29 protein-coding genes are annotated in these 26,586 nt (G+C 65.5%); 9 read left to right on the top strand and 20 right to left on the bottom strand.

Going from position 1 to position 26,586, the window contains the following annotated elements:
- Positions 1-7: 7 nt before the first annotated feature.
- From HNE04_RS00490 to HNE04_RS00465, 6 genes are all read right to left on the bottom strand, one after another.
- Positions 8-2,281, bottom strand: a complete 2,274-nt coding sequence (locus HNE04_RS00490; protein ID WP_172215735.1) for a YgiQ family radical SAM protein — start codon at positions 2,279-2,281, stop codon at positions 8-10.
- A gap of 58 nt (positions 2,282-2,339) precedes the next feature.
- A complete protein-coding gene (locus HNE04_RS00485; protein ID WP_172215733.1) occupies positions 2,340-2,798 on the bottom strand; it encodes a MarR family winged helix-turn-helix transcriptional regulator in 459 nt (152 codons plus the stop codon).
- Positions 2,788-2,985, bottom strand: coding sequence for a hypothetical protein (locus tag HNE04_RS00480; protein WP_172215731.1), 198 nt, complete (start codon positions 2,983-2,985; stop codon positions 2,788-2,790). The genes HNE04_RS00485 and HNE04_RS00480 overlap by 11 nt, the downstream gene beginning before the upstream one ends.
- Positions 2,982-4,583, bottom strand: coding sequence for an FAD-dependent oxidoreductase (locus HNE04_RS00475; RefSeq protein WP_172215729.1), 1,602 nt, complete (start codon positions 4,581-4,583; stop codon positions 2,982-2,984). Before HNE04_RS00475 ends, HNE04_RS00480 begins: the two co-directional genes overlap by 4 nt.
- A 68-nt stretch (positions 4,584-4,651) precedes the next feature.
- Entirely contained in the window at positions 4,652-5,110 is a 459-nt protein-coding gene (locus tag HNE04_RS00470) for a CHRD domain-containing protein (RefSeq protein WP_235964692.1), read from the bottom strand.
- Positions 5,111-5,192: 82 nt separating this feature from the next.
- Complete coding sequence (locus HNE04_RS00465; RefSeq protein WP_172215727.1) at positions 5,193-5,393, bottom strand: hypothetical protein; 201 nt, start codon at positions 5,391-5,393, stop codon at positions 5,193-5,195.
- Between the two features lie 116 nt (positions 5,394-5,509).
- Between HNE04_RS00465 and HNE04_RS00460 the strand changes: the two genes are divergently transcribed.
- The gene (locus tag HNE04_RS00460; protein ID WP_172215724.1) at positions 5,510-6,418 is read left to right on the top strand and encodes a crotonase/enoyl-CoA hydratase family protein; all 909 of its coding nucleotides are present in this window, start codon (positions 5,510-5,512) and stop codon (positions 6,416-6,418) included.
- Between the two features lie 54 nt (positions 6,419-6,472).
- On the opposite strand, the gene HNE04_RS00455 is transcribed toward HNE04_RS00460, so the two are convergent.
- Genes HNE04_RS00455 through HNE04_RS00440 form a run of 4 tightly spaced genes read right to left on the bottom strand, consistent with a single transcriptional unit; the run spans position 6,473 to position 10,488 of the window.
- On the bottom strand, positions 6,473-7,516 hold the full coding sequence (locus HNE04_RS00455; RefSeq protein WP_172215723.1) for an Ldh family oxidoreductase: 1,044 nt from the start codon (positions 7,514-7,516) through the stop codon (positions 6,473-6,475).
- A 5-nt stretch (positions 7,517-7,521) separates the two neighbouring features.
- A complete protein-coding gene (locus HNE04_RS00450; protein WP_172215722.1) occupies positions 7,522-9,021 on the bottom strand; it encodes a tripartite tricarboxylate transporter permease in 1,500 nt (499 codons plus the stop codon).
- A complete protein-coding gene (locus HNE04_RS00445; protein ID WP_172215721.1) occupies positions 9,021-9,494 on the bottom strand; it encodes a tripartite tricarboxylate transporter TctB family protein in 474 nt (157 codons plus the stop codon). The genes HNE04_RS00450 and HNE04_RS00445 overlap by 1 nt, the downstream gene beginning before the upstream one ends.
- A gap of 10 nt (positions 9,495-9,504) precedes the next feature.
- Complete coding sequence (locus HNE04_RS00440) at positions 9,505-10,488, bottom strand: tripartite tricarboxylate transporter substrate binding protein (protein WP_172215720.1); 984 nt, start codon at positions 10,486-10,488, stop codon at positions 9,505-9,507.
- A 253-nt stretch (positions 10,489-10,741) separates the two neighbouring features.
- On the opposite strand from HNE04_RS00440, the gene HNE04_RS00435 reads away from it, so the two are divergent.
- On the top strand, positions 10,742-10,999 hold the full coding sequence (locus HNE04_RS00435; RefSeq protein ID WP_172215719.1) for a hypothetical protein: 258 nt from the start codon (positions 10,742-10,744) through the stop codon (positions 10,997-10,999).
- Positions 11,000-11,018: 19 nt separating this feature from the next.
- On the top strand, positions 11,019-11,576 hold the full coding sequence (locus HNE04_RS00430; protein ID WP_172215718.1) for a DUF924 family protein: 558 nt from the start codon (positions 11,019-11,021) through the stop codon (positions 11,574-11,576).
- On the opposite strand, the gene HNE04_RS00425 is transcribed toward HNE04_RS00430, so the two are convergent.
- Complete coding sequence (locus HNE04_RS00425; protein ID WP_172215717.1) at positions 11,573-12,475, bottom strand: LysR family transcriptional regulator; 903 nt, start codon at positions 12,473-12,475, stop codon at positions 11,573-11,575. The genes HNE04_RS00430 and HNE04_RS00425 overlap by 4 nt on opposite strands.
- 112 nt (positions 12,476-12,587) lie before the next feature.
- Between HNE04_RS00425 and HNE04_RS00420 the strand changes: the two genes are divergently transcribed.
- Positions 12,588-13,226 (top strand): NAD(P)-dependent oxidoreductase, encoded by a 639-nt coding sequence (locus HNE04_RS00420; protein ID WP_172215716.1) that lies wholly within the window; start codon positions 12,588-12,590, stop codon positions 13,224-13,226.
- On the opposite strand, the gene HNE04_RS00415 is transcribed toward HNE04_RS00420, so the two are convergent.
- The 3 genes from HNE04_RS00415 to xth all read right to left on the bottom strand — a co-directional run bounded on the left by HNE04_RS00415 (position 13,223) and on the right by xth (position 15,928).
- On the bottom strand, positions 13,223-14,257 hold the full coding sequence (locus HNE04_RS00415) for a response regulator (protein WP_172215714.1): 1,035 nt from the start codon (positions 14,255-14,257) through the stop codon (positions 13,223-13,225). The genes HNE04_RS00420 and HNE04_RS00415 overlap by 4 nt on opposite strands.
- Before the next feature lie 119 nt (positions 14,258-14,376).
- Positions 14,377-15,117 carry a glutathione S-transferase gene (locus HNE04_RS00410; protein ID WP_172215712.1) on the bottom strand — a complete coding sequence of 247 codons (741 nt, stop codon included), beginning with the start codon at positions 15,115-15,117 and terminating at the stop codon, positions 14,377-14,379.
- Entirely contained in the window at positions 15,107-15,928 is an 822-nt protein-coding gene (gene xth / locus HNE04_RS00405; protein ID WP_172215710.1) for an exodeoxyribonuclease III, read from the bottom strand. The genes HNE04_RS00410 and xth overlap by 11 nt, the downstream gene beginning before the upstream one ends.
- 141 nt (positions 15,929-16,069) lie before the next feature.
- Between xth and HNE04_RS00400 the strand changes: the two genes are divergently transcribed.
- Positions 16,070-16,309, top strand: coding sequence for a hypothetical protein (locus HNE04_RS00400; protein WP_172215708.1), 240 nt, complete (start codon positions 16,070-16,072; stop codon positions 16,307-16,309).
- A gap of 1 nt (position 16,310) precedes the next feature.
- Here HNE04_RS00400 and HNE04_RS00395 read toward each other — a convergent pair whose 3' ends face one another.
- Positions 16,311-16,535, bottom strand: coding sequence for a hypothetical protein (locus HNE04_RS00395; protein WP_172215706.1), 225 nt, complete (start codon positions 16,533-16,535; stop codon positions 16,311-16,313).
- A 109-nt stretch (positions 16,536-16,644) separates the two neighbouring features.
- On the opposite strand from HNE04_RS00395, the gene HNE04_RS00390 reads away from it, so the two are divergent.
- From HNE04_RS00390 to HNE04_RS00375, 4 genes are all read left to right on the top strand, one after another.
- Positions 16,645-17,121, top strand: a complete 477-nt coding sequence (locus HNE04_RS00390; RefSeq protein WP_207717388.1) for a hypothetical protein — start codon at positions 16,645-16,647, stop codon at positions 17,119-17,121.
- 45 nt (positions 17,122-17,166) lie between these two features.
- Entirely contained in the window at positions 17,167-17,337 is a 171-nt protein-coding gene (locus HNE04_RS00385) for a hypothetical protein (RefSeq protein WP_172215702.1), read from the top strand.
- 129 nt (positions 17,338-17,466) lie between these two features.
- Positions 17,467-17,799, top strand: a complete 333-nt coding sequence (locus HNE04_RS00380) for a thrombospondin type 3 repeat-containing protein (RefSeq protein ID WP_207717434.1) — start codon at positions 17,467-17,469, stop codon at positions 17,797-17,799.
- Between the two features lie 212 nt (positions 17,800-18,011).
- Positions 18,012-18,611 (top strand): hypothetical protein, encoded by a 600-nt coding sequence (locus HNE04_RS00375; protein WP_172215700.1) that lies wholly within the window; start codon positions 18,012-18,014, stop codon positions 18,609-18,611.
- Positions 18,612-18,622: 11 nt separating this feature from the next.
- On the opposite strand, the gene HNE04_RS00370 is transcribed toward HNE04_RS00375, so the two are convergent.
- The 5 genes from HNE04_RS00370 to HNE04_RS00350 all read right to left on the bottom strand — a co-directional run bounded on the left by HNE04_RS00370 (position 18,623) and on the right by HNE04_RS00350 (position 26,480).
- Positions 18,623-18,802: a DUF3606 domain-containing protein gene (locus HNE04_RS00370; RefSeq protein WP_172215698.1), complete on the bottom strand. Its 180-nt coding sequence runs from the start codon at positions 18,800-18,802 to the stop codon at positions 18,623-18,625.
- Positions 18,803-18,915: 113 nt separating this feature from the next.
- A complete protein-coding gene (locus tag HNE04_RS00365) occupies positions 18,916-21,045 on the bottom strand; it encodes an AAA family ATPase (RefSeq protein WP_172215696.1) in 2,130 nt (709 codons plus the stop codon).
- 543 nt (positions 21,046-21,588) lie between these two features.
- Positions 21,589-21,909: a hypothetical protein gene (locus tag HNE04_RS00360; protein ID WP_172215694.1), complete on the bottom strand. Its 321-nt coding sequence runs from the start codon at positions 21,907-21,909 to the stop codon at positions 21,589-21,591.
- Positions 21,910-22,079: 170 nt separating this feature from the next.
- A complete protein-coding gene (locus HNE04_RS00355) occupies positions 22,080-25,241 on the bottom strand; it encodes an efflux RND transporter permease subunit (protein ID WP_172215692.1) in 3,162 nt (1,053 codons plus the stop codon).
- A 9-nt stretch (positions 25,242-25,250) separates the two neighbouring features.
- Positions 25,251-26,480: an efflux RND transporter periplasmic adaptor subunit gene (locus tag HNE04_RS00350; RefSeq protein ID WP_172215690.1), complete on the bottom strand. Its 1,230-nt coding sequence runs from the start codon at positions 26,478-26,480 to the stop codon at positions 25,251-25,253.
- Positions 26,481-26,586: the final 106 nt, after the last annotated feature.

Raw genomic sequence — 26,586 nt, 5'->3', positions numbered from 1 at the left:
CGGGCTGTCAGCGTGGCTTCCTGGAGCCCGTCACGCGGGGCGGCAAGCCGGTGTGCTGGGTCAGCAAACGCCCCTTCACCGGGGCGCTCGGCTTGACTGCCGTCGGCGTGGAATTCTTGCGCCGCGCGCTCTGGTAGCTGCCATCCGTGATGGGCTGGTAGGCCGGAATCAACTGGTGTTTGCCGTTGCCGATCAGGTCGGCCCGGCCCATCGCCTTGAGCGCATCGCGCAGCAGCGGCCAGTTGTTGGCGTCGTGGTAGCGCAGGAAGGCCTTGTGCAGGCGCCGGCGGCGCTCGCCGCGCACGATGTCCACCGTTTCGCTGTCGCGGGTGATCTTGCGCAGCGGGTTCTTGTTGCTGTGATACATGGCCGTGGCCGTAGCCATCGGGCTGGGGTAGAAGGTCTGCACCTGGTCGGCACGGAATCCGTTCTTCTTCAGCCACAGCGCCAGGTTCATCATGTCCTCGTCGCTCGTGCCGGGGTGGGCGGCGATGAAGTACGGGATGAGGTACTGCTTCTTGCCGGCCTCGGCCGAGTACTTGTCGAACATCGCCTTGAACTTGTCGTAGCTGCCGATGCCGGGCTTCATCATCCGCGACAGCGGACCCTGCTCGGTGTGCTCAGGGGCGATCTTCAGGTAGCCGCCCACGTGGTGCTGCACCAGCTCCTTCACGTACTCGGGCGACTGCACGGCCAGGTCGTAGCGCAGGCCGGAGCCGATCAGGATCTTCTTGACGCCCTTCAGGGCCCGCGCGCGGCGGTACATCTTGATCAGGGCCGAGTGATCGGTGTTGAGGTTCTGGCAGATGCCGGGGTACACGCAGCTGGGCTTGCGGCAGGCCGATTCGATCTCGGGGCTCTTGCAGCCGATGCGGTACATGTTGGCGGTGGGCCCGCCCAGGTCGGAGATGACGCCGGTGAAGCCGGGAACCTTGTCGCGGATCTCCTCGATCTCGCGGATCACCGACTCCTCGCTGCGGCTCTGGATAATGCGGCCCTCGTGCTCGGTGATCGAGCAGAAGGTGCAGCCGCCGAAGCAGCCGCGCATGATGTTCACCGAGAAGCGGATCATTTCCCACGCGGGAATTTTGGTCGCGGCGTCGTGGCCGCCGCTCTCGTCGGCATAGCTCGGATGCGGGCTGCGCGCATAGGGCAGCCCGAACACGTAGTCCATCTCGGCGGTGGTCAGCGGGATCGGCGGCGGTGTCAGCCACACGTCGCGGTCCCCATGCGCTTGAACCAATGCACGTGCGTTGCCCGGATTGGTTTCCAGGTGCAGCACGCGGTTGGCGTGGGCGTAGAGCACCGGGTCGCTCTTCACCTGCTCGTACGAAGGCAGGCGGATCACCGTGTGGTCGCGCGGCGGGACCTTCAGTTTTTGCTTTAGCGCGGGGTTGGGAACGAACGTCAGGGGCTGGATCGCCGGGTTGGCTTCGGGCATGCCGCTGCCCTCTTCCTTGACGCAGGTCGTGCCTTGCGCCTCGGCCTGCTCCGAAGTGGTCTGATACGGATTGATGTGCTCTTCGACGCGGCCCGGCGTATCGACCGAAGTGGAATCGATCTGGAACCAGCCCTCGGGCTTGTTGCGCTGGATGAAGGCCGTGCCGCGCACATCGGTGATCTGCTGCACCGGCTCTTTCGCGGCCAGGCGATGCGCGATCTCGACGATGGCGCGCTCGGCGTTGCCGTACAGCAGGATGTCGCACTTGGCATCGACCAGGATCGAGCGGCGCACTTTGTCCTGCCAGTAGTCGTAGTGCGCGATGCGGCGCAGCGAGCCTTCGATGCCGCCCATGACGATGGGCACGTCACTCCAGGCTTCCTTGCAGCGCTGGGAATAGACCAGCGACGCGCGGTCGGGCCGCTTGCCGCCGACGTCGCCGGGGGTGTAGGCGTCGTCGCTGCGGATCTTGCGATCGGCCGTGTAGCGGTTGATCATCGAATCCATGTTGCCGGCGGTGACGCCGAAGAACAGGTTCGGCTTGCCCAGCGCCTTGAACGGTTCGGCGCTTTGCCAGTCGGGCTGGGCGATGATGCCCACGCGAAAGCCCTGCGCTTCCAGCACGCGCCCGATCACGGCCATGCCAAAGCTCGGGTGATCCACGTACGCGTCGCCCGTGACGATGATGATGTCGCAGCTGTCCCAGCCCAGCTGGTCCATCTCGGCCCGGCTCATCGGCAGGAATTTCGACGTGCCGAAGCGGCTCGCCCAGTACTTGCGGTAGCTGGTGATGGGCTTGGCGGCGCGCGCGAAAAAGGAAACGTCGACGGGGGCGTTCATCGGGGCTTTATTGGGGGGAACCCTCGATTTTACGATTTAAGGCCTCAAAGCGCCAGCCTTATGGGTATTGGGGCCGCGCGTGCTCGATCAGGCGGTCCAGCATGCGGCCCAGTTCTTTCCGCTCCGCCGGGCTCAGGCAACCGAATATCTCGCTGTTTCGCTGCCCGATCAGGTCCATGACGCCGGCCCACAGCTTGCGGCCGCGCGGGGTCAAGCTCAGCACCACGCTGCGGGCATCGCTGTCGCTGGGCCGCTTGGCAACCAGGCCACGCTCCACCAGGGCCTGCGAGGCGCGGCTGGCCTGTGCTTTGTCGAGGTTTGATTTGCCGGCGAGGTCGACCACCGAGAGTGGAGCAAATCGGCCGATTGCCGCCAGGCAACGCGCCTGGCCGACCGGCAGCCCGAATTCCTGGGCATAGGCGTCGGCGCTGGATTTGTCGGTGAGCTTGTTGACCAGGTGCAGGCGATAGCTCAGCGTCCGGTCCAGCGACGCGGGACTGGCTGGCTCAGGCACCATCCTCCACCTCGGCCGCGCATTGGGCGTGGACGTTGTCGATCAGGGTCAGAACATCTTCTGCACGCTCATAGCGGGCCATGAGCGACAGGCAGACCATGGAGAGGAACAACTCGCCTTTGCTCTCACCCACGCTGGCCAGCGATTCGCACAGCGCCGAATAGCTGCGGTCCAGGTCGTTATCCGTCATTCCGTAAATCCTTTCTTGTTGAATGCATCCAGCAGCGCCCGCGGCTCGAGGCCTCGCCAGCGGCCCATGACATAGCCGTCCGGGCGCACCAGCACCAGGCCGGCAGCCTGCGCATCCGGCAGGCCATAACGCTGGCGCGCTTGGCCGAGGCTATCAGCCTGCGGGGGAATATCCAACACCGCGATGCCGTGAGTTGCCAATTCCTTCACAGCCGTGGGCAAGGCGCCGTCGCTGAAAACGAGACAAATGAAGTCCTTGCCGAAGCGCTGAGTCAGGTGAAAGTTTCCATGCGGCCCTTGCAACAGGGCTTCGGGCGCCGGCAGGCCCGGTTCGGCGAGGCCGTTGGCCCACTGGCCCTGCTGGAGGACGTTGAGGGGCGATCCGACATAGGCGATCGGCGACGACTGGCGCGGATTGATCAGGGAGCGGACCTTCGCGTCCGACACCGCCAGGCGCAGGGTCGCCTCGCGCATCAGCTTGAAGGCGAAGTTGGGCGGGGCCATGAACTCGGTGCTCTTGGCTCCGTAGGCGATGTTCTCGCGCGTTGCATGCACCCGCTCGGTGGAGTAGCTGTCCAACAATTCGTCGGGAGCGCTACCTTCGATCACGCGCGCCAGCTTCCAGGCCAGGTTGCCCGCATCGTCCAGGCCGGAATTGAGCCCGCGCACCCCGAAGATCGGCACCAGGTGGGCCGCGTCTCCGGCAAAAAACACCCGGCCATAGCGGTAGCGAGGCAGCGTCAGGCACTTGGCGTTGTAGATCGAGATCCACAGTGGTTCCCAGGGCTCGTTCTCGCCGATCATCGCCAGGTGGCTGCGCACGCGCGGCAGCACGTTCTCGGGCTTGACGGCTTCGGCCGGGTCCTCGTCGTCCCGGATCTGGTAGTCGATGCGCCAGACGTCATTGGGCTGGCGGTGCATGAGGATGGTGGAGCCCGGGTTGGAAGGCGGGTCGAACCAGGCCAGGCGCTCGATCGGCCGCCTGGTTTTCTGCACGACGTCGACGATCACGTAGCGGCCCTCGTACTGGGTGCCCTCCAGTTGCAACCCGAGCTGCTCGCGCACCGTGCTTCGGCCGCCGTCGCACGCGACGACCCAGCCGGCGCGAATCGTTTGCCGGCCCGTCGGCGTCTGGATATCGACCTCGACGCCCTCCTCGTCCGGCTTGTCGCGCACACCCACAACGCGGCTGCTCCATTGCACCTGGGCCAGTTCGGGCGCCCGCTGCAACGCTTCGTGCGCGAACTGTTCTATGTAGTACTGCTGGATGTTGACCATGGGCGCGAAGCGCTGGTTCAGCTCGCTGGGCATCTGGAAATGCAGCACCTCGGTGTCGCGCCAATAGCTGCGTCCACCCGTCCACGGCAGGCCCGTGTTCACCAGCGGCCCGTCGGCGCCGGCCCAGCCCATGATTTCCTGCGACCGGCGCGAGATGCAGATGGCGCGGCTGCCGGTGCAATAGCCCTCGTCCGCCTCGATCACAAGGCTGGCGATGCCGTGGCGTGCCAGCAAAGCGGACAGGGTCAGCCCCACCGGGCCACCGCCCGCGATGAGGACGGGGACGCCGTCAGGTGCGATGGAAGATGGGGATTGAGGCACGGGCGATATAGTTGCGTGGGCAACTATATCGCCTCGATCGCGGCCGCGCAACCGCGGCCATCAGCAGCTTACTGGCGGCGGCGCAGCTGGCCGCGGATCTCGCCGCCCGGGGATTGCGCGGTATGCAGGTTCACATACCAGAGGCCGGCAGCCAGGTCGCCGAACTGGGCCGGCGTGATGGTGGCCTGCCCCTGGATCGGCTGCGCATTCAGGTTGCCGCTGAAGGGAACGACGATGCCCGCGTTCGCGCCGGCGGCCGCGGGTCCATGAATATGGGCGCCGGTGAGCGGGCCCGAAAGGCCGCTATAGGTCACCTTCCAGGTCAACGCGTTGGTATTGCTGTTGAACTGGATTTCGGCCGTGCCTCTGCCTGCTGACGTGCTGGGCGGAACCTCCTGGGCGCCAGTGAGGGTGGCCTCATAGATGTCCATTTTTTGCGAGGGTCGCATCTGGCCGCAGCCGGCCACGGTGAGGGCGACGAGGCCCGCAGCGAGGGCGGTGCGAAGAACGGTGTGGCGGGTCATCATGGCTTTCTCCTTGGTATTGCCGGGATGGACCGTAATTTTGGGCATGGCCTGTTCGGGCTGTCTGTAGGACACGCCCGACAGCTCAGCCTTTGCGACTAGGCAGTTCCCCGGGGGTCTTGGTGGAGGGTTGCCGCTGCTCCTCCTGCTCGAGGATCAGGTCGTTGCCCGCCGGCGGCTCCTCCTTGACCGTCTCTCCGAAAGTCTTGTTGAGCGGATCGCCGTCGTGATTTTCGTTCCCGCCGTGCGCCGGTCCACGGCCCACGCTGGTGTTGCTGCTGCCCATGCTTCGCTCCCATCGAAATTCAAGGTGGCTTCACTCTAGAAGGCGGAAGTCACGGGCGTTGCAGGCAGGCAAGCCAGTGCCGTGTAGGCTGCAACTGTCACGAAAGGAGATAGCCCATGCCTGACTTCAGCACGCTGCGAATCACCCAGGATGCGACCAACCCGCGCATCGCCCGCCTCCTGCTCAACCGGCCCGAACGCCTGAATGCCATCAACGACGCGACACCGCGTGAAATCCGCGCCGCAATCGATTGGGCGAACAGCGAGGACGAGGTGCACGTCGTCGTGGTCGAAGGCGCCGGCAAGGGCTTCTGTGGCGGCTACGACCTGACGATGTTTGGCGAAGGCCGCATCGACCATCCGTGCCAGCAGGAACGCCATCCCTGGGACCCCATGAGCGACTACGCGTACATGAAGCGCAACACCGAGGACTTCATGAGCCTGTGGCGCAGCCCCAAGCCCACCATTGCCAAGGTCCACGGTTACGCCGCGGCGGGCGGAAGCGACATCGCCCTGTGCTGCGACCTGCTGGTGATGGCCGATGACGCTCACATCGGCTACATGCCCACACGTGTCTGGGGCTGTCCCACCACGGCGATGTGGACCTACCGGCTGGGGCCCACACGCGCCAAGCAGCTCATGTTCACCGGCGACACCATCGACGGCAAGACAGCCGCGCAATGGGGCCTGGCCAACGAGGCAGTACCAGCGTCCGAGCTGGAAGCGGCGACGATGAAGCTCGCCGCGCGCATCGCCGGCGTGCCGCGCAACCACCTGGCCATGCACAAGATGGTGGTCAACCAGGTCATGCTCGCCATGGGACTGGAGCAAAGCCAGCAGATGGCGACATTGTTCGACGGCATCACCCGCCACAACCCCGAAGGCCTGTGGTTCCGCCGCTATGCGCAGGCCGAGGGCTTCAAGGCCGCGGTGGAATGGCGCGACAGCGGCCGGCCGATTCCCGAAGGTGACGAAGCGCGCGAACAGATCCGGGCGTTGGAGGCGCGGTCTGCCGGCAAGCTATAGGGGGGATCGTCCTCGCGTCGCGGCAGGCGGTACCCGGCAGGGGCTCCCAGACGCTCAGAGCATCGCCACACCCAGCTTTTTCGCCCAGGGCTCCAGTGACGGCATGATCGTCGGATAGAGGGCGACGCCCGCCTCGCGCTGCTTCTTGGCCTGGGCCAACCCCTTCTCGCCCGGCGTACGCACCGGTGAGCCTTCGCGTGCCGGGCGCGACGCATGGCACTGCTGCGTTACCGCGCCCGTTTGGCGGGTGAAAGCATCCAGCCCGGCGAATGCGCGCGGATCGATCACCTGCAGGTACACGGTGGCGCCCCAACCTTCCCTTGCGTCGGCGCGGCCGTGGCCGGCCAGGCCGCCGGTCAGGGCCTCCACCAGCAACGACAGGCCGTAGCCCTTGTGCCCCGAATCGATGCCGCCCAGCGGAAGAATCGTGCCCTTGGGCTCCTTGAACAGCACGCCGGGATCATCGCTGGGCTGGCCGTGCCCGTCGATCACCCATTGCGCGGGCAGCCGCCCGCCTTCCTTGTGCAGGCGCCCGGTCAGGCCGTTGGTCGTGGCCGACGTGGAAATGTCGATCAGCACCGGTGTCCCTGTCGTCGGGATGCCGGCCGAAATGGGATTGGGCGTAAACACGGGATCCAGGCCACCGAAGGGCGCCACGCTGGCCACGTTCGGGTCGGAGCAGGTCAGCACCATGAGCAGGCCCTGGTCCGTCGCCCGCTTGAGGTAGGCGGCCAGGCAGGCGATGTGGTGGCTGCGCCGGATCACCACGGTTCCGGTGCCGCAATGCCGGGCCCGTTCCGTAGCCAGGGCCATGGCCTTGAGCACCAGCCAGGGACCGGGCAGGCGCCGGCCGTCCCAGGTGACGGCCGCCGGCGCATCCGCCAGCACCTCGGGTTCGCCTTCGCGGGTCATCGCCCCGCTCTCGAGTTCGGCGAGGTAAGGTCCCAGCAACTGCAGCCCGTGGGTGTTGTGGCCCATCAGGTCGCCTTGGACGAGGATCTGCGCGACCGCATCGGCCTTGTCGGCGGAAAGGCCGGCGGCTGCCAGCAGGCGTGTGGCGAAGCTTGTGAGGGAATCGACTGAATAGGTGGAGCTCATGGCAATCAGGTGGCGAGTGCGCGTGCGCGCAGGGAGCGCACGCCGCGCAGGATAAGGGGGACGAACCAGACCAGCATGGTAACGACAGCCAGCGCCAGGGCAATGGGCCGCGAGAAGAACGCGCCCAGGTCGCCGTTGCTCTTGATCATGGACGTGATGAAGTTTTCCTCGAGCATGCCGCCCAGCACGACTCCCAGGATGGCCGGCGCGATCGGGAAGCGGTTGGCCTCGAGCAGGTAGGCGATGATGCCGGCGACCAGCATCACGCCCACTTCGAAGGTGGTGTTGTTGATGGCGAAGGTGCCGACGATGCAGAACAGCAGGATCATCGGCATCAGGACCTCGCGCGGCACGCGCAGGATGCGCCGGGCCACCTTGATGCACAGGATGCCCAGCGGGATCATGATGATGTTGGCCACGATGAACAGCAGGAACACCGCGTAGATGTTCTGCGGATTGGTGGTGAACAATGTCGGCCCGGGGTTCATGTTCTTCATGTAGAGCACCCCGATCACGATGGCTGTGATCGAGTCGCCCGGGATGCCGAACACCAGCGCGGGGATCCAGGCTCCGGCCAGTGCGCTGTTGTTGGCGGAACCCGATTCGACGATGCCCTCGACATGGCCGGTGCCGAACTTCTCGGGCTCCTTGGAAAACTTCTTGCTCATCGCGTACGACATCCACGCAGCGATGTCGGCCCCAGCCCCGGGCAATGCGCCCACGGCCGTTCCCAGTGCGCTGCCGCGCAGGATCTGCACCGGATATTTCTTGGCCAGCGCCCACTGCCCCGCCATCACGTTGCCGACCTTCTCGACCACCAGTTCGGCGGGCGGGCTGGTATCCACCACGAAGCGGATGATCTCCGAGATGGCGAACATGCCGATCATCATGGCGATCATCCCGATGCCGCCGGTCATCTCGGCGTTGCCGAAAGTGAAGCGCGGGAAGCCCGCCGGATTGCCCAGCCCCACGCAAGCCACCAAGAGGCCCAGCAACAAGGTCACGACGCCCTTGAGCGGCTCGTTCGAGGTGATGAACACGGCGCAGGTCAGGCCCAGCAGAACCAGCCAGAAATACTCGAACGAACTGAAGTTGAGCGCGAAATTCGCCAAAGCCGGCGCCGCCACGATCAGCACCAGCGTGCCGAACAGGCCGCCCACCGCCGAGAACACCAGGCCGGCGCCCAGCGCTATTTCGGCTTCGCCCTTGCGGGTCATGGCATAGGCTTCGTCGGTATAGGCGGCCGATGCGGGCGTGCCGGGGATGCGCAGCAGGCAACCCGGGATATCGCCGGAGAAGATCGCCATGGCGGTGGCCGTGACCATGGCCGCGATGGCCGGGATCGGCGGCATGAAGAACGTCACCGGCACGAGCAGAGCGGTCGCCATGGTGGCGGTGAGTCCCGGCACCGCGCCGACGAACAGGCCATACAGCGACGCGATCACCATCACCATGATGGTGTATGGCTCGAACACCATCGAGAAAGCCTGGGCGACGGCGTCCATTACCAGGAGTAGGGCGTGAGAACGCCCCAGGGCAGCGGCACGCGCAGCAGCTTGTAAAAGGCGAAATGCACGACCGCGGCCGTGACCACCGCCATCAGCACCGCGCGCCAAAGCGGCACGCGCAGGGTCGAGAACATTGCGAGCAGGATGATGACCGCCGTGGGCAGGAAGCCGAGCCACCTAGAGGCCAGGATGTAGAACAGCACCGACCCGAGCAGGACCAGCAACGCCACCACATGGCGCGGCGAACGGACCCACGGGTCCCAGACCAGCCAAGGTTGGCGCGCGCGATCGCGTACGCCGTGCACGATCAGCAGCAAGCCTGCGACGCACAGGCCCGCGGCGATCAGGCCCGGAAAGAGAGCGGGCCCCACCGGCTGGCCCGGTATCTTGGGGAAGGCCTGCACCGAGACCAGCACAGTCGAGCCCAGGGCCAGCAGCACCAGCCCGAAGATGGCGTCGTTCAGTTTCATCTGCGGCGGTCTATTTGACCAGGCCGACGGCCTTCATCGTGGCGCCCAGGTCGGTGTCGGACTTCGCCATGAAGCGGCCGAAATCTTCGGGGCCCGCGTAGATCACGCCGAAGCCGCGGCTGGCCATGAAGTCTGTGTACTCCTTGCTGGCCGCCACCTTGCGCACCGCCGCACTGAGCTTGTCGCGCGCGTCGGCGGGAATGCCCTTGGGCGCAACGATGCCCCGCCATGCCGCCATGGTCCAATCGCTGCCGATCGCCTCCTTCAACGTCGGCACGTTGGGGTACAGCGCGGAACGCTTGTCATTCATGATCGCCAAGCTCTTCACCTTGCCGGCATCGATCAACGAGCGAGCCTCGGGCAGCGACACCGGCGCCACCTCCACGCCGCCGGCCACCATGTCCTGCAGGCCCGGCGCGGCGCCGTTGCTCGGGACCCAGGGCAGCGCCGCGGGATCGATCTTCTGGTCGCGCAGCAGGCCGGCGATAGCCAGGTGCCAGATGCCGCCCTGCCCCGTGCCCGAGGCCTTGAACTTGCCCGGGTTGGCCTTGATGGCGGCCAGCAGTTCGGAGACTGTCTTGTAGGGCGCATCGGCCCGCACCTGGATGCCCGCCGGATCGGCGTTGACCAGGCCGATGGGCGTGTACGAGGCGCCGGTCAACTCGGTGAGTCCCTGCCAATGCATCATCCCGATCTCCACGGTGGCCAAACCCAGCGTGTAGCCATCGGGCGCCGCCGACGCGATGGCCGCATGACCGACCACGCCGCTACCGCCGGTGCGATTCACCACCGTCACCGGCTGCGCCAATTCCTTTTCGAGCAGGCTGGCGATGATGCGCGCCGTGGCATCGGTGCCACCGCCCGCACCCCAGGGAACGATCAGGGTAATGGGGCGGCTCGGATAAGCCTGTGCGGCGGCTGGCAGCGGTGCGGCGGCCAGGGCCAAGGCCGCCAGAACACCAGCTATCAGGGAACGCCGGGAGCGGTTGGACATGCGGGTCTCCTTGGATTTGAGGAAAAATTGAGGCCAGTCAAGTTGTCGTACAACTTTCGCGAATTTAGCGCAGGCCTGAGTCCGACCCATTAGGGTGAACCATAGTTTGGGAGCTTTAGTTGTCGTACAACTTGGTCAGCTCGAGCGCGTCGCTGGGTTTCGTCCTACGCCAGATGCGCCGTCCTGTCCGACAAGGAGGCTCAGCCAGCAGACCTAGAGTCCTGTCACCCCAATCCGACACCGGGAGTCCCAGATGAACAGCAAGCTCATGCATATCGCCGCCTTGATGGCCGCAGCCGCCGCACTTAGCGCGTGCGAAAAAAAGACCACGGTGGTGAATCCGCCCAGCACGGCGCCCGCGCCGTCCTCGTCGACGACCGTGGTGCCGGTGCCGGGGCCCGCCGGTGCGCCGGGTGCCGCAGGATCGCCGGGAGCGCCCGCCGCCCCGGCCGAGTCGTCGTCCACGACCATCGTGATGCCGCCCGCCGCCCCCGCTTCGGCGACCAAGTAGCGGCGAGCAAAATGGCCGGATGTCCCCCTCACTCCTGTTGACGGTTCAACCCGAGGACGTCCTGGCCTTTTGGCGCGATGCCGGCCCTTCCCGCTGGTTTCGCAAGGACGAGGCATTCGACCACGACTTTCGCACCCGCTTCCTGGGTGCGCATGAGGCTGCGCAGCGCGGCGAGCTCGATGCATGGGCGCAGGATGCCGAAGGCGCCCTGGCCCTGCTGATCCTCCTTGACCAATTTCCCCGCAATGCGTTTCGCGGCACGCAGCGCATGTACGAGAGCGACCCTAAGGCACGCGAGATCGCGCGCCTCGCCGTCCAAGCCGGCCACGACACGCGGGCAGCCCAGGAGTTGCGCAACTTCTTCTACCTGCCGCTCTCGCATTCCGAGGACCTGACCGACCAGGATCTGGCCGTGCAGCTGGCCCAGGCGCTGGGCGATGAGGCGCTGCGGTGGGCCGTCATCCACCGCGACATCATCCAAAAATACGGGCGATTCCCGCATCGCAACGCGATGCTGGGGCGAACCACGACGCCCGAGGAACAGCGGTTCCTGGACGAGGGCGGCTTTGCCGGCTAGGCGCGCTCGAGCCAGGCGCCGTAAAAGTCGATGAAGGCCCGCACTTTGGCCGGCACGTGCCGGCCGGGCGGATAGACCGCGTAGACGCCGCCTTTGGGCAGCGACCACTGCGGCAGAACCCGCACCAGACGGCCGTCGTGCACGGCCTGGGCACTGCTCAGGCTGTCCATCACGGAAATGCCCATGCCGTTTTCCAGCAGTGCCCGCAAGGTGGCGCCAGAGTCCGTGCGCAGCCGCGCGTTCATGCGCACCGTCCGGGTCTGGCCCCGCGCCGATGCAAACTTCCAGGTCAGCGGAGTGGGCAGCAGGGTCAGCGCCACCCAGGCGTGCTGCGCAAGGTCGGCCGGCACCTTGATGGGCCCTGCCGCCTCGAGGTAGGCCGGCGCAGCCAGCACATGCTGCTCGAAGTCGCCGAGCTTGGTGGCTCGCAGGGTGGAGTCGCGCAGCCAGCCGAGCCTTATCGCCAGGTCGATGCCTTCCTTGAGCAAGTCCGCCACCCGGTCGCTGGTGCGCACGTCGATTTCCAGGCCGGGATGCCTGGCGGCGAACGCCGCCAGCGCCGGCGAGAGTGACTGCGCCGCATAGTCCACTGCCGCACTGATGCGCAGTACGCCGCCGAGATTTCCTGCGTTACCCACCTGTGCCAGCGATTCCTGGACTCCGCGCAAGGCCGGCACGCATTCGGCGTACAGGGCCTGGCCCGCTTCAGTCAGCACCACACGGCGTGTGGTTCGCGCGAACAGGCTGGTTCCCAGTTGCGCCTCCAGCCGCGCCACCGTCAGGCTGACCTTGGCCTTGGCCATGCCCAGCTTCTCCGCGGCCGCCGTGAAGCCCCCGGCCTCCGCCACCGCGGCGAACACCGGTAGCGAATTCAGGTCGATATGGGTGCGATCAGGCATGCAAGTGATTGTCTTCTATTTCTAAACAATCAATTGTGGTTGTTGCTGTTTATCAATAAAGCAATGAGAGCGACAGTCCACGCATCGTTACCACCTCACAAGGACACACCCCATGAACATCGCATTGATTGGTGCCACCGGCTTCATCGGATCGGCGCTGCTGAAGGAAGCCCTCTCGCGGGGCCACCGCGTCAGGGCGCTGGTGACGCAGCCGCACAAGCTCGCGCCTTCGGCCAACCTCGATCCAGTCAAGTCGGACGTGAATGACACGGATGCGTTGGCAGCCCAGTTGAAGGGCCACGACGCCGTAATGAGCGCATTCAGCGGGCACGCGCAGGCCGACACCGAGGCGTACTACCTGCGAGGGATGCGTTCGATCATCGCCGCGACGCGGCAGGCCGGCGTCAGCCGCCTGTTGGTGGTCGGTGGTGCGGGCAGCCTGGAAGTGGCGCCCGGCGTGCAGTTGTTGGACACGCCGCAGTTTCCGGCCGCGCACAAGGCCAGTGCGGAAGGCGCGCGGCAGGCCTTGCGCCTGCTGCGCGGCGAGGACGGCCTCGACTGGACGATGCTGAGCCCGAGTGCCCTGATCGCGCCGGGCGAGCGCACGGGCCGGTACCGGCTCGGGAGCGACCAGCTGATTCGCAACGCGGCAGGCGAAAGCCGGATCTCGGCGGAAGATTACGCCGTGGCATTTGTGGATGAACTCGAAAAGCCGGCGCATCCGCGCCAGCGTTTCACAGTCGGCTACTAGAGGCCCAGGCCTGCGAAGGTGCTGAGAACGTGCTCGCCCTTCTGGGGGGTGGGCGTCAGGCAGATCTGCGCCAGGTCGCTGTCGTGGAATTCCTCCGTCAACAGGCAGCCTGACGTGTCGGTCTGGATTTCGTCCCTGACCAGCACATAGGTCTCGGGGGAAACGGCGATGCTGCCGCTAGCAGCTGTAGCGGCCACCTTCGCCGCCAGCCCGGTCTCGATCCCAATAAGGGTGCAGCGGCCTTCATAGTCGCTGCGGAAGGTGCCGATATCGCAAATGCCGGTGTGGATGCCCATTCGCAGGTGCAGCTCGTTCGCGCTGCGCTGCAGGTCCATCGCCATCCTGACACAGGGACCGGGCTCGTCGAAGAAGATGACGGCCGCGCCGTCCACGAAACGGTCCACCACGCCGCCATGCCGCGTCGCGAGCCATTCGACCTCGGCGGCGAAGCTGTCGCGGTCGCGCTCGCTCAGGTTGCTCGCTCCGGCCGCCTCGGCGTAGAGCACGGTCTGCTGCTTCTGCTCGAAGCGGATGGCCTCGAGTTCGGCGCCGTAGAACAGCCGTTCCCAACTGGCGGGCGACAGGTGGCGGGCGAGTTTCTCGGACAGTTCCTCGACCCGGCGGGCGTGGGCCGTGGCGCGCACATGCGCCTCGACCCGCTGCACCACCAGTTCGGGGTCGACCGGCTTGGTGAGGTAGTCCACCGCGCCCAGGTCCATGCCCAGGCGCTCGTCCTGTTGGCTGGCCAGGGCGGTGAGGAAGATGACCGGGATGTTCGCGGTGGGCGTGTGCTGGCGGATACGCCGCAGCACCTCGTAGCCATCCATGTCCGGCATCATGATGTCCAGCAGCACCATGTCGGGCGGGCTGTCCGACATCACGATCTTCAGGGCGTCCTTGCCCGAGGGGGCCTGGATGACCTGGTAGCGGTCCTCGAACAGGCCGTTCATCAGGAACAGGTTGTCCGGCATGTCATCGACCACCAGGATGCGCGGAATCTTGACTTCTTGTGTGGGCTGGCTCGGATTCATCTCTGTCCCCTTGTTATGAGTGGGTGAGCTGATGAAACCATGGCCGAGCTGGCCACCCCTAGGCAAAACGGCCGCGTGCCTTAGGGGAATTGCCTACGGTGCAAGCCGTGGCAAAGAAACTAGCCGTCGAGTTGTGGATACCGGCGGAAGAGATCGTCTTCGCTGAACGGCACGCGGCGGTCGCTCGCCAGGTACGCAGCCACGCGTTTGTGCCGTGCCACTCCCGCGTGCAGCGCCTGCACCAGTGGTGCCTTGCCCAGGGCCTTGCGAGTTGCCTTGGGCAAGGCGTAGTGCAGGCCTTCGACCCACTGGAACAGCGACAGATCCGCATACGAGAGGCGCGCGCCCACCAGATGCGGCATTGCGCGTCCGCGGTTGCGGGGATTGCGGCCCAGTACCGCCTCGAACCAGGCCAGGAACTTCGGCAGGCGGGTCTTGCGGAAATCCTGCGCGCGCCTGGCCGCTTCGGGCTTTTGCTCCTCGTAGTACAGGCTGCTGCCGATGGGGTGATGCATGTCATGCGCCTCGGTCACCGCGTCGGCGATGGTCAGCTGGATCTGGTGCGTCCACAACTGGTCGCCTTCGCTCTTGCCCACCAGGCCCAGCCGCGGCCCGAGGTACAGCAGGATCGCCGCCGACTGGCCGATCACCCGCTTGCCATCGACGAGGAAGGGGCAGGCAAAGGGCGGACGCGCGACCGAGATGTCTTCGAGGTAGTGTTCCATCGCCGGCATGCCCTGCCCCACCGCCTCGTCGCCTCGCGCCACATCGACGTAAGGCGCCCCCGCAGCTTCCAGCGCCAGCCGGACGAATTCGCCGCGGCCCTGGATCGTGGGCCAATAGTGGAGTTCATACGCCACGGGCAGCTCCCTTGGCCCTGGGCTTCTTGCCCAGCTTCGACAGATCCAGCCTCACCCAAGCCGGCGCATGGTCGCTGGCATGCTCCTGCCCGCGCACCCACCTGTCCACCCCCGCCTCGACCAGGCAGGGCGCCAGGACCGAATTGAGCAACAGGTGGTCGATCCGAAGCCCGGCGTTGCGGTCCCAGTGCTTGCGAAAGTAATCCCAGAAGGTGAACACGGCCTCATCGGGGTGCAGATGGCGCATGCAATCGATCCAGCCCTGCTTCAGCAGGCGCTGGTAGCACTCGCGGGTCTCCGGCTGCAGCAAGGCATCCTTCAGCCAGGAGCGCGGGTTGTAGATGTCGAAATCGGTCGGCACCACGTTGTAGTCGCCCGCCATCACCACCGGATGGCCTGACTTGTACAGGCCCGCCGCATGCTTGATGAACCGCTCGAACCAGGCGAGCTTGTAGTCGAATTTCGGGCCGGGCTGCGGATTGCCGTTGGGCAGGTAGAGGCAGGCCACGACCACGCCATCCACCGCCGCTTCCAGGTAGCGGCTCTGGTCGTCGAGCAGATCTCCCGGCAGCTCGCGGCGAATCTCGACCGGATCGATGCCGCGCGCCAGGATAGCCACGCCGTTCCAGGATCGCTGGCCCTTCCACAGTGCGTGGTAGCCGGCCTCGCGCAACGGAGCGTGCGGGAACACGCCGTCCAGCGCCTTCAACTCCTGCAGGCAGGCCACGTCGGGCTGCTCGCGCTCCAGCCACTCCAGCAGATTGGGCAGCCGCGTCTTGATGCCGTTGACGTTGAATGTGGCGATCTTCATGCGCCCATCATCGCGCGAGTTGGACTGGACAAAAGCGCATGAGGCGCCGTCCTACAGCCGAGAAGATGGGCCCGGCGCATAGTGGCCTTGAACACGATCGCGCGAAAGCGCGCTGGTATCTATTTTCACGAAAGAGTTCACATGCCTATCCGATTCAGCACCCAGGCCGCCAATGCCGATTTCCTGGGTGACGACACCGAAATGACGGGTGCGCCTGATGGCATGCCCCAGGGTGTCGGGGCCGACGGCACACAGCGGGACCGCTCCGACCGGAAACAGGAGCGCGAGGGCCGCTCGTCCGAAGCCAAGGGCGAGGCCAAACCCGGCAAGGACATCAATGCCGCCGGCTTCGTCAAGGACAAGGACGCAGGCAAGCCCTGAGTCATTTGCGGCGCTTGCGCTTTGCACGGCTGAACGCTTCGCCGCCGCCACCTCCGCCGCCGTCCCCGAAGTCGTGGGCATCCAGCGGGTCGCGCCGCGGCTTCTGTGGCGACTCGATCAGTTCACTCGCGCTGTTTTCGCCGATGTCGCTGCGGGCGGGCACCGACGAGGTCGGCTGATCCCCCTGCTTGGCGCGGGTCGGGCTGGTATCGCGGCGTGAAGCCATGGTGGTTCCTGGTTCCTGAGGTCGGTTGCCCCGAGGTTAGGTATGCCCCGGCGGCGGCCGTGTCGGACAAAGCCGCGACAGAACCGCAAGCCGCCGGAGTGCTCCAAACTTGATGATGCTTCCGGTCATTGCCGCGCTGCTTCTGGCAGCACCGCTGGCGACGCAGGCCCAGCCACGCGATCCGTTGAGTTCGGGCGAGTGCATGGCTGCGCGCGCCGAACTGGAAGCCGCATTGGGCGACAACGTGTCGAATTCGAGGGCCCGCGCCCAAAGGCTGGCGGCGGCCCGCAAGCAGGCGGCCGTGGCTTGCCTGGGCCCAAGCAGTGGCGAACGCGAACGTTCAGGCGCCCCACAACCGGTGCAGGTCGTTCCCCCGCCGTTGATAGCCGCCCCGAGCGTGCCGCCGCCCGCGCCTCCTCCGGCGCCCCCGCCGCAATTGACGATCCCGAGGCCCGCGGTGATCACCACCTGCGACCCGGCCGGCTGCTGGGACAGCGATGGCCAGCGGCTGAACCAGATGGGTCCGATTCTGATGGGGCCGCGAGGACCATGCAGCCTTCAAGGCGGGGTGGTGACCTGCCTGTGATGGCGCACCCCTTAAACTCAACGACTTCTAAAACTGGAGAACTCCATGGGAAACAAGATCGTCACCGAAGCGGATCGCAAGCGCACCCCGGCCCCCAAAGCCCTCGAAGGCTATGCCGTGCGCCGCAACGGCGGTGGCCAGAAGGTCAGCCTGGAACGCGGTACCGCTACCCGCAACAAGAAGCAGCCCGGCAAGCGCCCGCACAAAGGCGGTTGAACCCAGCCGCTGCGGCTGAACGTTTGGTAACCCTTCGACACTCCCGCTGTACATATGGACATAGGCCCGACACCCCAGGCTCGTCCAATGTAAGCATCCGGGCATCCGTTGCCCGCAGAGGAGAACAGTATGAAGGTGCTCATCGCCTTGCTCGCCGTTGCCGGCCTTTCGGGCTGCGTAGCCTATGGCGTGCCCTACGGTTCGGCTGAGGTTTATTACGGCAGCGGCTCGCCCTACTACGGCTACGGCGGCTATGGCGGCTATTACGGCAACAGCGTCCCGTACGTGATCGATCAACGACCGACCTACATCTACGGTGGCCGTGGCTATAGCCATGGCCCTGGCCGCGGATATCGTGACCGCGACGGCGACGGTATCGCCAACCGCTACGACCGGGACCGCGACGGCGACGGCGTTCCCAACCGCCGCGACGCTTACCCGAACAACCCGCGCAGGCAGTAAGCCGCGCTCACCCTCGCAGTATTGGTGCCGGGCTTCGTCGCTCGGCCATAGCCGTCGCCTATGGCTTCAGCGAGCAGCAAGCCATCGTTCGCGAAAATCGATCTTCCGGGGGTGCGGGCGCTTCCGAAACCCTGCGGCCTGCAGCAGGCGGTCGATGCGCTCAACGACGCAGCCGCTTACAGCTGAGCTTGCCCGCCGGTTTAAGATGGCTCATGTTGAAAAAATCCCTAATCACCCTTTCGATCCTGCTGGCCGCTGTCGCGGTGCAGGCCCAGCCCAGCCCTGCCAAGAAAGACTTGGTCGCCAAGATTCTCAAACTGCAGCAACCCGGCATCGAAGCCATGGCGCGCGGCCTGGTCGAGCAGCCCGCCGCCGAGCTGCTGAACAATGCTGCCGCCGCGTTGCCGGCGCGCGTTGCCAAGGACAAGCAGGAATCCGTCGCCAAGGAGATAAAAGGCGACGTTCAGAAATACCTCGACGAGGCGGTCCCCGTGGTCCAGACCCGGGCCATCAAGCTCGCACCCACCACCATCGGCGCGCTGCTGGAAGAAAAGCTCACTGAAGAGGAGCTCAAGCAGGTGGTTTCCATCATGGAATCGCCGGTTTACGCCAAATACCAACGTATGGGCGACGATATGCAAAAGGTCCTGGTCGAGAAGCTGCTGGCCGAAACTCGCGGCACGATCGAGCCCAAGGTTCGCACGCTGGAGCAGACCGTCGCCAAGCGCCTGGGCGTGACGTCCGCGCCCGAGGGCTCGGGCGCCGGCGGCGGCACCGCGCCGCGCGCTCCTGCCAAGCCGGCAGCGAAGTAAAACGGGGGGCCCTAGCGGGCCTGTCGCAGGAAGCGCCGGACGTTGTCTGCGTCGGAGCCGACCGATTCAACGGCGTGGCGCAGCTCCTGCTCGCTGCAATGCAGCCATCGGGTCCAGTTGTGCCGCTCCCATTCGTGCTCCAGGCTCACCTGGAGCTCGTCGTTCCCATGCCTTCCTTTGTCTTCGGACATACAGCCTCCTAAACATGCCTCCAGGCTAGGCTGGGCGCACCGCCGCCGACGCCGGAGAACACACGGGCTTGCCGTGCGTAAACGGGGCTGGCGGGTGTAGGACGGCGCTGAGCTTAGCGGACGCCGGCCAGGCCTGCGCGGCTGCTGAATTCGAAGCATGCCGCTTCGAAGCTGCGGATCTCGAACAGCGCTTCCTTCAGGCTCATCTCGCCCTTGTCCATCAGCTTGCCGGCAAGGTGCTCGGTCAGGGGCTTCAGGCGCATCAACAGGGCCTTCGTCTCGCCGTACAGGCGCTCGCTCTGGGCTTCCATGATGCTGCGGGTTTCCTCGTCGAGGTTGCGGCCATGCCCGTCGTTGGACAGCGCGCCGAAGTTCAGGCGCGTCTTGCGGTACATGCCCATCTCGCCGACGGCGTGGTGCAACAGCTTGGTCACGCGGGTGATGTCGTTGTGCGCGCCGTTGGTCGTGCCTTCCTCGCCGAAGAACAGTTCCTCGTTGGCCATGCCGCCCAGCAGCACGCGCACGTCGTGCTCGATGTCGCCCTTGGTCTTGAGCAGGTTCGCACCCTGCTTGTGGAACACGAAGCCCAGCGCGTTGTTGCGCGGATTGGCCTTGAGCGAGATCTTGATGGTCTTCATATCGGACTGGATACGCTCCCAGTCGCCGCCGGCCTGCTTGCGCTCCAACTCGAAGTCCACCAGGAAGTGGCCCCACTCGTGGATGGCGATGACGCGGCGATCGCGCTCACGCTCCTTGGTGGTGTTGGCGTTGACGTTGCCGACCATCACGCGCTCTGCCGCCTGCATCAGCGTGTCGGCACCGATCATGCCGCCCGCCTGCACCGCGGTGATGCCGGCCTGGTTGACGATGGTTTCCAGGTCGGCCGGGCTGCGGCCCTCGGTCAGTTCGACCAGGTGGCGCAGGTCCATGTCGGGCAGGACCTTCTCGGCGCGCTGGCTCAGGTAGTGCTCGATGATCGCGAGGCGCTCTTCCTTGTTAGGCATGCGGAAGTCCACCTTCATCTGGAAGCGACGCAGCATCGCCTCGTCCATTTGCATGGATTCGCTGTTGAAGTTGCTGGCGACGATCCAGATGATCTCGGCTTCGCTCTTGGTGCGCACGCCGTCCAGCACTGCCAGCAGCGTGTTCTGTGTGTCGTCGTCGAACTTGCGGTGGCCGCCGCGCTTCATGAACAGGTCTTGCGCTTCGTCCAGGAACACGATGCAGCGCTTGCGCCGCTTGGCCATGGAGACGATGCGCGACAGCGTGTTCGAGCCGCCGGCGACGAAACCGGTTTCCAGGTTGGCCGCCGAATGGAACAGGATCGGCAGGTTCAGCTCCTTGGCCAGGTAGCTCGCCAGCTTGGTCTTGCCGGTGCCGGCGGGGCCGCTGAACATCACGTTGAAGGGCTTGCTGATGCCGTACTCGGCGTACGCGGCGCGGCGCTGGTACTGGTCCTTGATCTGCGCCACTTCGGTCTTGATGTCGTCCATGCCCACCAAGTCGTTGATGCTGCCGTGCACCTGTCCCGGCTCGAGGAACTTGAGCGACTTGAACTGGCCCTTGAGCTGGAACGCCAGGAAGCCCAGCAGGCCCACAGTCAGCGCGGCAGACAGCACGCCGCTCACGCCGGCCTTCCAGCCATCCTTTTCGGATTGCGGGCGGGCGCCGGCGAAACGGTTGTCCAGGCGCTCAAGCACTTGGAGGCTGCTCTGGTCCAGGTCGGCGCGCGGCACGAAGCCCAGCTTGCCTCCCCAAGGCGCATGCACGGCCTTGTCGGCGAAGATCTTGGTTTCCATGTCGCTGGGGTAGTAGGCGTACTGCTTGCCCTGCGACTCGATCAGCACGATGCGATCGGAAACGTTCCACATGAGCGGCTTGTAGATCACCGTGATGCGTTCCACCGGATTGGCATCGAGGAAGCTCAGCACGGAGCCGCTGCCAAACACCACGGGGAGCTTCGAGTTCAATGTCCAGGGGACGGCCGCCGCCGGCTCGCTCGCGGCCATCTGCTTGACCTGCTCGGCTACGGCTGCCTGCCTTTTCGTGAGGACCGTCGAGTAAATGCTCGTCGCGGCGATCAGCACGGCCACGGCGACGACCATGACCTTGACGGCAATCGATTGGATGACGAACCAGTCCTGCAGTCGGGCGGCAGCTTTCTTGACGGTGAGCCAGATGCTTCCCTCGGCTGCGGCCGCGGCTTCGTTGGGGGGAGGAGAGTTCGCCGATAAATCCGACATGGGCTGTCTTTCGGAACGCAATATGCGTTAGCTGCGCTTACGGGAAAGCGCGAGGTTGCTCAAAAAATTCTGGGAAGCTCGTCCGGCGGGACCGCCGCGGCTGCTGATTTTTGTTGGTCTTGCCGCTTACTTTGCGTGTCGCGTCGGGCTTGAGCCTCTTGTCAGCGCTATCCTACAGATTAGCAAGTGCTGAGGCCAGCACAAGGGTTAAGGAAATCCCTTGTGAGCCGTCCGCGCGTGACAAATTCACGCGGGCGGTATACGGTCGAGTCGCTGTTATGCGTCAGCGGTGTTTGCGATGCGCGCCGGCTTCCCGAAAATTGTCGGGCTCTCTTCCAACCGATGAGGCATCGTCACTAAATTGTGATGAGTGCTACCAGATGTTTTTGTAGGACAAGCGCTATTTATGGATGACTTGGCAGAACCCCCTGGATGCCGCACACTCCAACTTATGCGGCCGGGTTTTCTTCAAGTTTCTTCCCCCGGCCCTTCAATCCCTCGGCCTAAAACCCGAGGGATTTTTTCTGCGTGCTGCAGATGGGCCTATTGCAGGCTCAGCCAGTTGAGCGCATCGCCCTCGGCGCCGAACAACGCAATGTCCGGGCACTGGTCCAAGCCTTCCGGCACGAACTCGGTGTCGACGAGCTCGGGCGGTCCGACCAGCACCACCCGCGTCTTGGGGGCGAGGGCACGGCGAAGCCGGTCACAGATGAGGAACTTGCCCTCGGCATCGGGCGGGGTGGCCACGCGGCGCAGGTCGATCAGCACATGGTCCTGGCGCAGGCGCGTGACGGCGGCCTTCACCATATAGGCGAGCTTCAGGGCATCGCCGTTGTGCCAGCGGCCCTCTACATCGAAACGCATATGGCGGCTATCTTGGCGGGAGGCGACTACGAGGTTCATTTAGCTCTACAGGAAAGTTCACCTGAGAGTGCCACATTCTTTTGTAGCTTTGGTGCGTGCAAGCGCATCAGTAGTTGCTAAGCGTGTCAGCCCGGCCTTGGCGGAAAGTCTTCCGCCACCCCCGCAGACTGTTACGCCGGCTGCTCGCGCGCCGCCTGCTCATGGGCTGCGCGGGCTTCCTGCCGCAGCTCCTCGACACTGCGCCGTTCGCGCAGCCGCTTATCCACCAGCACGCGGAAGAACCAGGGAACGAAGAAGATCGCCAGGAAGGTGGCGGCCAGCATTCCGCCCATTACGCCCGTGCCCACCGAGGTGCGCGCACCGGCACCGGCACCCGTGGACACCGCCAGCGGCAGCACGCCCAGGATGAAGGCCAGCGACGTCATGACGATGGGCCGGAAACGCAAGCGGGCCGCCTCCAGCGCCGCGGCCGGCGCGCTCATTCCTTCGCTCGCTTTGAGGGATGCGTATTCGACGATCAGGATGGCGTTCTTGGCCGCCAGGCCCAGCAGCGTCACCAAGCCGATCTGGAAATAGACGTCGTTGGTCATGCCGCGCAACCACACCGCCGCCAATGCGCCGAAGGTGCCGAACGGCAGGGCCAGCAGCACCGACAGCGGCAGGGACCATTTCTCGTACTGCGCCGAGAGGATCAGGAACACCATGACGGCGCCCAGGCCCAGCGCCAGGCCCGAAGTGCCGCTGGAGCGCTTCTCCTGGAACGACGCGCCGCCCCAGTCGTAGCTGAAATCGGGCGGCAGGGTCTCGGCCGCGATGCGTTCCACCTCGGCAATGGCCTGCCCCGAGCTCACGCCCGGCGCGCCTTGCCCGAACAGCTTGACGGCAGGCAGGTTGTTGAAACGATCCAGCGTTTCCGGGCCGGCCGAATAGCGCACGGTGGCAATCGCGGATACCGGCACCATCTCGCCCTTGTCCGAGCGCACCCACATGCGGCCGATGTCGTCGGGCTGGTTGCGATAGGACGGGTCGGCTGACATCAACACCTGCCAGGTGCGGCCGTACTTGTTGAAGTCGTTCACGTAGTGAGAGCCGAGCGTGGCAGCGAGGGTGTCGAACACGGCGTCCACCGGCACGCCCAGCGCCTTGGCGCGCGATCGGTCCACGTCCACGTACAGCTGCGGTGTCGCCGCGCGCCACAGGGTCTGCACGCCGGCCAGCTGCTTGGACTGCGCCACGGCGGCCTGGAACTTCTGCGTCACCTCCGACAGCTTGGCCGAGCCGCCATCGCCGCGGTTCTGGATATAGAACTCGAAGCCGCCGGCGTTGCCCAGGCCGAAGATCGGCGGCGGATTGAAGGCCAGCACCAGCGCTTCCTTGACGCCGGCGGTCTTCATGAAGAGCTCGCCGACCAGGGCCTGCACCGGCACCTTGCGTTCATCCCAGTGCTTTTGCGTGACGAAGATGGTGGCTGCGTTGTTGCGAAAGCCACCGCCCAGGAAGTCGAAGCCGGCAAACGAGATCGCGTCCAGGTTGTTGGGATTGGACTTGATGATTTCCAGCACTTCGTTGACCACCTTGTCGGTGCGCTGCAGCGAGGCACCATCGGGCAGGATCACGGCGGCGATGTAGAAACCCTGGTCTTCATCGGGCACCAGGGAGCCGGGCGTGTTGCGCCACAGGACCGTGGTCACCAGCACCATCGCGACGAACAGCGTGAGGGCCACGCCGCCGCGGCGGATCATCCAGCCCACGCCTTCGGTGTAGTGCTGCGATATCCAGGCGAAGCCGCCGTTGAACTTGTCGAACACGACGTTGGAGCCCTTGTGCTCGCGCTTCAGGATCAGCACGCACAGCGCGGGCGTGAGCGTCAGCGCGACGATGCCCGAGATGACCACGGCGATAGAGATCGTGATCGCGAACTGCCGATACAGCTCGCCGGTCAGGCCGCCGAGGAAGGCGATCGGCACGAACACCGCGCACAGCACCAGCACGATGGCGATGATCGGGCTGGTCACTTCCTTCATGGCCTGGATGGCGGCCTCCCGCGCCGGAACATGCTCCTCGTGCATGATGCGTTCGACGTTTTCCAGCACCACGATCGCGTCGTCCACCACGATGCCGATCGCCAGCACCATGCCGAACAGCGTGAGCGTGTTGATCGAGTAGCCCAGCAGGAACAGGCCGGCGAAGGTGCCGATCAGCGAAACCGGTACCGCGATGGTCGGGATCAGCGTGGCTCGCCAGTTCTGCAGGAAGATGAACACCACCAGGAACACCAGCACCATGGCCTCGCTCAGGGTGATCAGCACTTCGCGGATCGACACTTCGACGAAGCGCGTGGTGTCGTAGGGGATCGAATAAGTCAGGCCGTCGGGGAAGCGCTTGGACAGGCCTTTCATGGTGTCCTTGACCTCGCCCGCCACGTCCAGCGCATTAGCGCCGGGCTGCAGGAAGATACCGACCAGCGTCGCGGGCTTGCCGTTGATGCGTCCGATGAAGTCGTAGTCCTTGCCGCCCAGTTCCACCCGGGCCACATCGCGCAGGCGCACGGCTTCGCCATTGCCGTTGGCCCGCACGATGATCTCTTCGAACTCGCGCGCTTCCGAGAGACGGCCCTTGGTCGTGATGGTGTAGACCAGCTCCTGCGGGCTGGAGGTGGGCGACTGCCCCACCTTGCCGGCCGCGAACTGCGCGTTCTGCTCGTTGATGGCGTTCACCACGTCCGTCGTGGTCAGCTTGAGCTGGGCCAGGCGGTCCGGTTTGAGCCAGACCCGCATCGCGTAGTCCTTGGCGCCGAAGATCTGCACATTGGTGGTGCCCGGCACCCGCTTCAATTGGTCCAGCACGTTCAGCGTGACGAAGTTGCTGGTGTAGATGTCGTCGTAGCGGCCGTCCGGCGAATAGAAAGCCAGCACCTGCAGGAACGACGACGAGCCCTTCTCCACCGTCACGCCCTGCCGCCGCACCTCTTGCGGCAGCTTGGCCTCGGCCTGCTTCACGCGGTTGTTGACGTTCAGCGCCGCCTGGTTGACGTCGGTGCCGATCTCGAAGGTCACCTGGATCTGCACCACGCCGTTGCCGGCCGAAGTCGAGCTCATGTAGAGCATGCGCTCGACGCCGTTGATGGCGTTTTCGATGGGCGCTGCCACGGTCTGCTCCAGCACCTGGGCACTGGCGCCAGGGTAGATAGCCTGCACCTGCACGACCGGCGGCGCGATCTCGGGGTATTGCGCGATCGGCAGGCCGCGCATGGAAGCCAGCCCGGCGATGATGATGAAGATGGACAGGACCGCCGCGAAGATGGGGCGGTCGATGAAGAAACGGGAGAACATGCGCCCTCCTTACTTCGATGCGGCCTGTGCGGGCGCCGAAGCTCCAGCGGCGGGCGCCTGGGCAATCTGGACCGGCGCCCCCGGCCCGATGCGCATCAGCCCATCGACGATGACCTTGTCGCCCGACTTCAATCCTTCGCGGATCACCCAGCCCTTGCCGCCCGGCAGGTCCACCCATTCGCCCGCCTGCACGGGGCGCGAAGTGGCCACCACGGCGCCCTTCATCTCGGGCTTGTCGCTCGGGGCCGCCACATAGACGAACTTGCCCTGCGGGCCCTCCATCACGGCGCGCTGGGGCACCTGCACGACGTCGGGGCGCGTCGCACCGATCAACCGAACCCGGACGAACTGCCCGGGCTTGATGGCCTCATCGCCGTTGGGCAGTTCGGCCTGCGAGCGCACCATGCCGGTGGCCGAATTGACCAGCGGCTCGCTGAACTGGAGCTTGCCGCCTTTTGCCAGCAGCGAGCCGTCCGCAGCGGCGACTTCCACGGCGAATCCGCCGGGCGGCAGCACCAGGCGCCTGGCCTTGATGTCGGCCTGCATGCGCGCGTGCTCGGCGTCGGGGATGCCGAACACCGCCTTGACCGGGTTGATCTGCACGATGGTGGTGAGCAACACGTCCGGGCCCGATACCAGGCTTCCCTCCGATTTGCCCGCGCCGCCGGCCAAGCCGGAGACGGGCGCCACGACGCGCGTATAGCCCAGGTTGAGCCGCGCTTCCGTGACCCGCGCATCGGCTGCTTTCACGTCGGCAGCGGCGACCTGCTCGGCCGCCAGCGCATCGTCGTAGTCGCGCTTGCTGACCATGCCCTGGTCTGCCAGCGGCTTCACCCGCGTCAGGTGGCGCTGTGCGTTGACATGGCGGGCGTGGGCGGCGCCACGGTCAGCCTCTGCGCGGGCCAGGGCGGTCTGGAACGGCACTGGGTCGATGGTGAAGAGCGACTGCCCGGCGCGCACGGGCGAGCCTTCGGTGTAGTTGCGCGTAACAAGGATGCCGGTGACCCGGGCTCGAACCTCGACCTCGCGCGATCCCTGCGTCTGGCCCGTGTACTCGAAGCTCACGGGCAGCGACTGGGGCTGCACGACCATGATGTCCACCTGCGGTGGCGGCCCGCCGGAGCCGTGCGGCCCGCCCGCTCCGCGGGTCTCGCCGCAGGCGGTCAATACGCCGGCCAGAAGAACGGAAAAAAGAGCGCCCCCTGCCAGGCGCGCGGGTCGCGAGCTGTGCGAAAACATTCGAGCATCCTTGTGAGATGGCGGGGATATTAACGATATTTGAGTAATTACGCTGCCGTGCATTTCGCCGGCCACAACCCTACTGACAGAACTGATGTCATGCCGG

Source organism: Caenimonas soli (assembly GCF_013155545.1).
GTDB classification, from domain to species: Bacteria; Pseudomonadota; Gammaproteobacteria; order Burkholderiales; family Burkholderiaceae_C; genus Ramlibacter; species Ramlibacter soli.
Note: the sequence above shows the minus strand (reverse complement) of the source record. Positions and strands in the feature narration are given on the sequence as shown.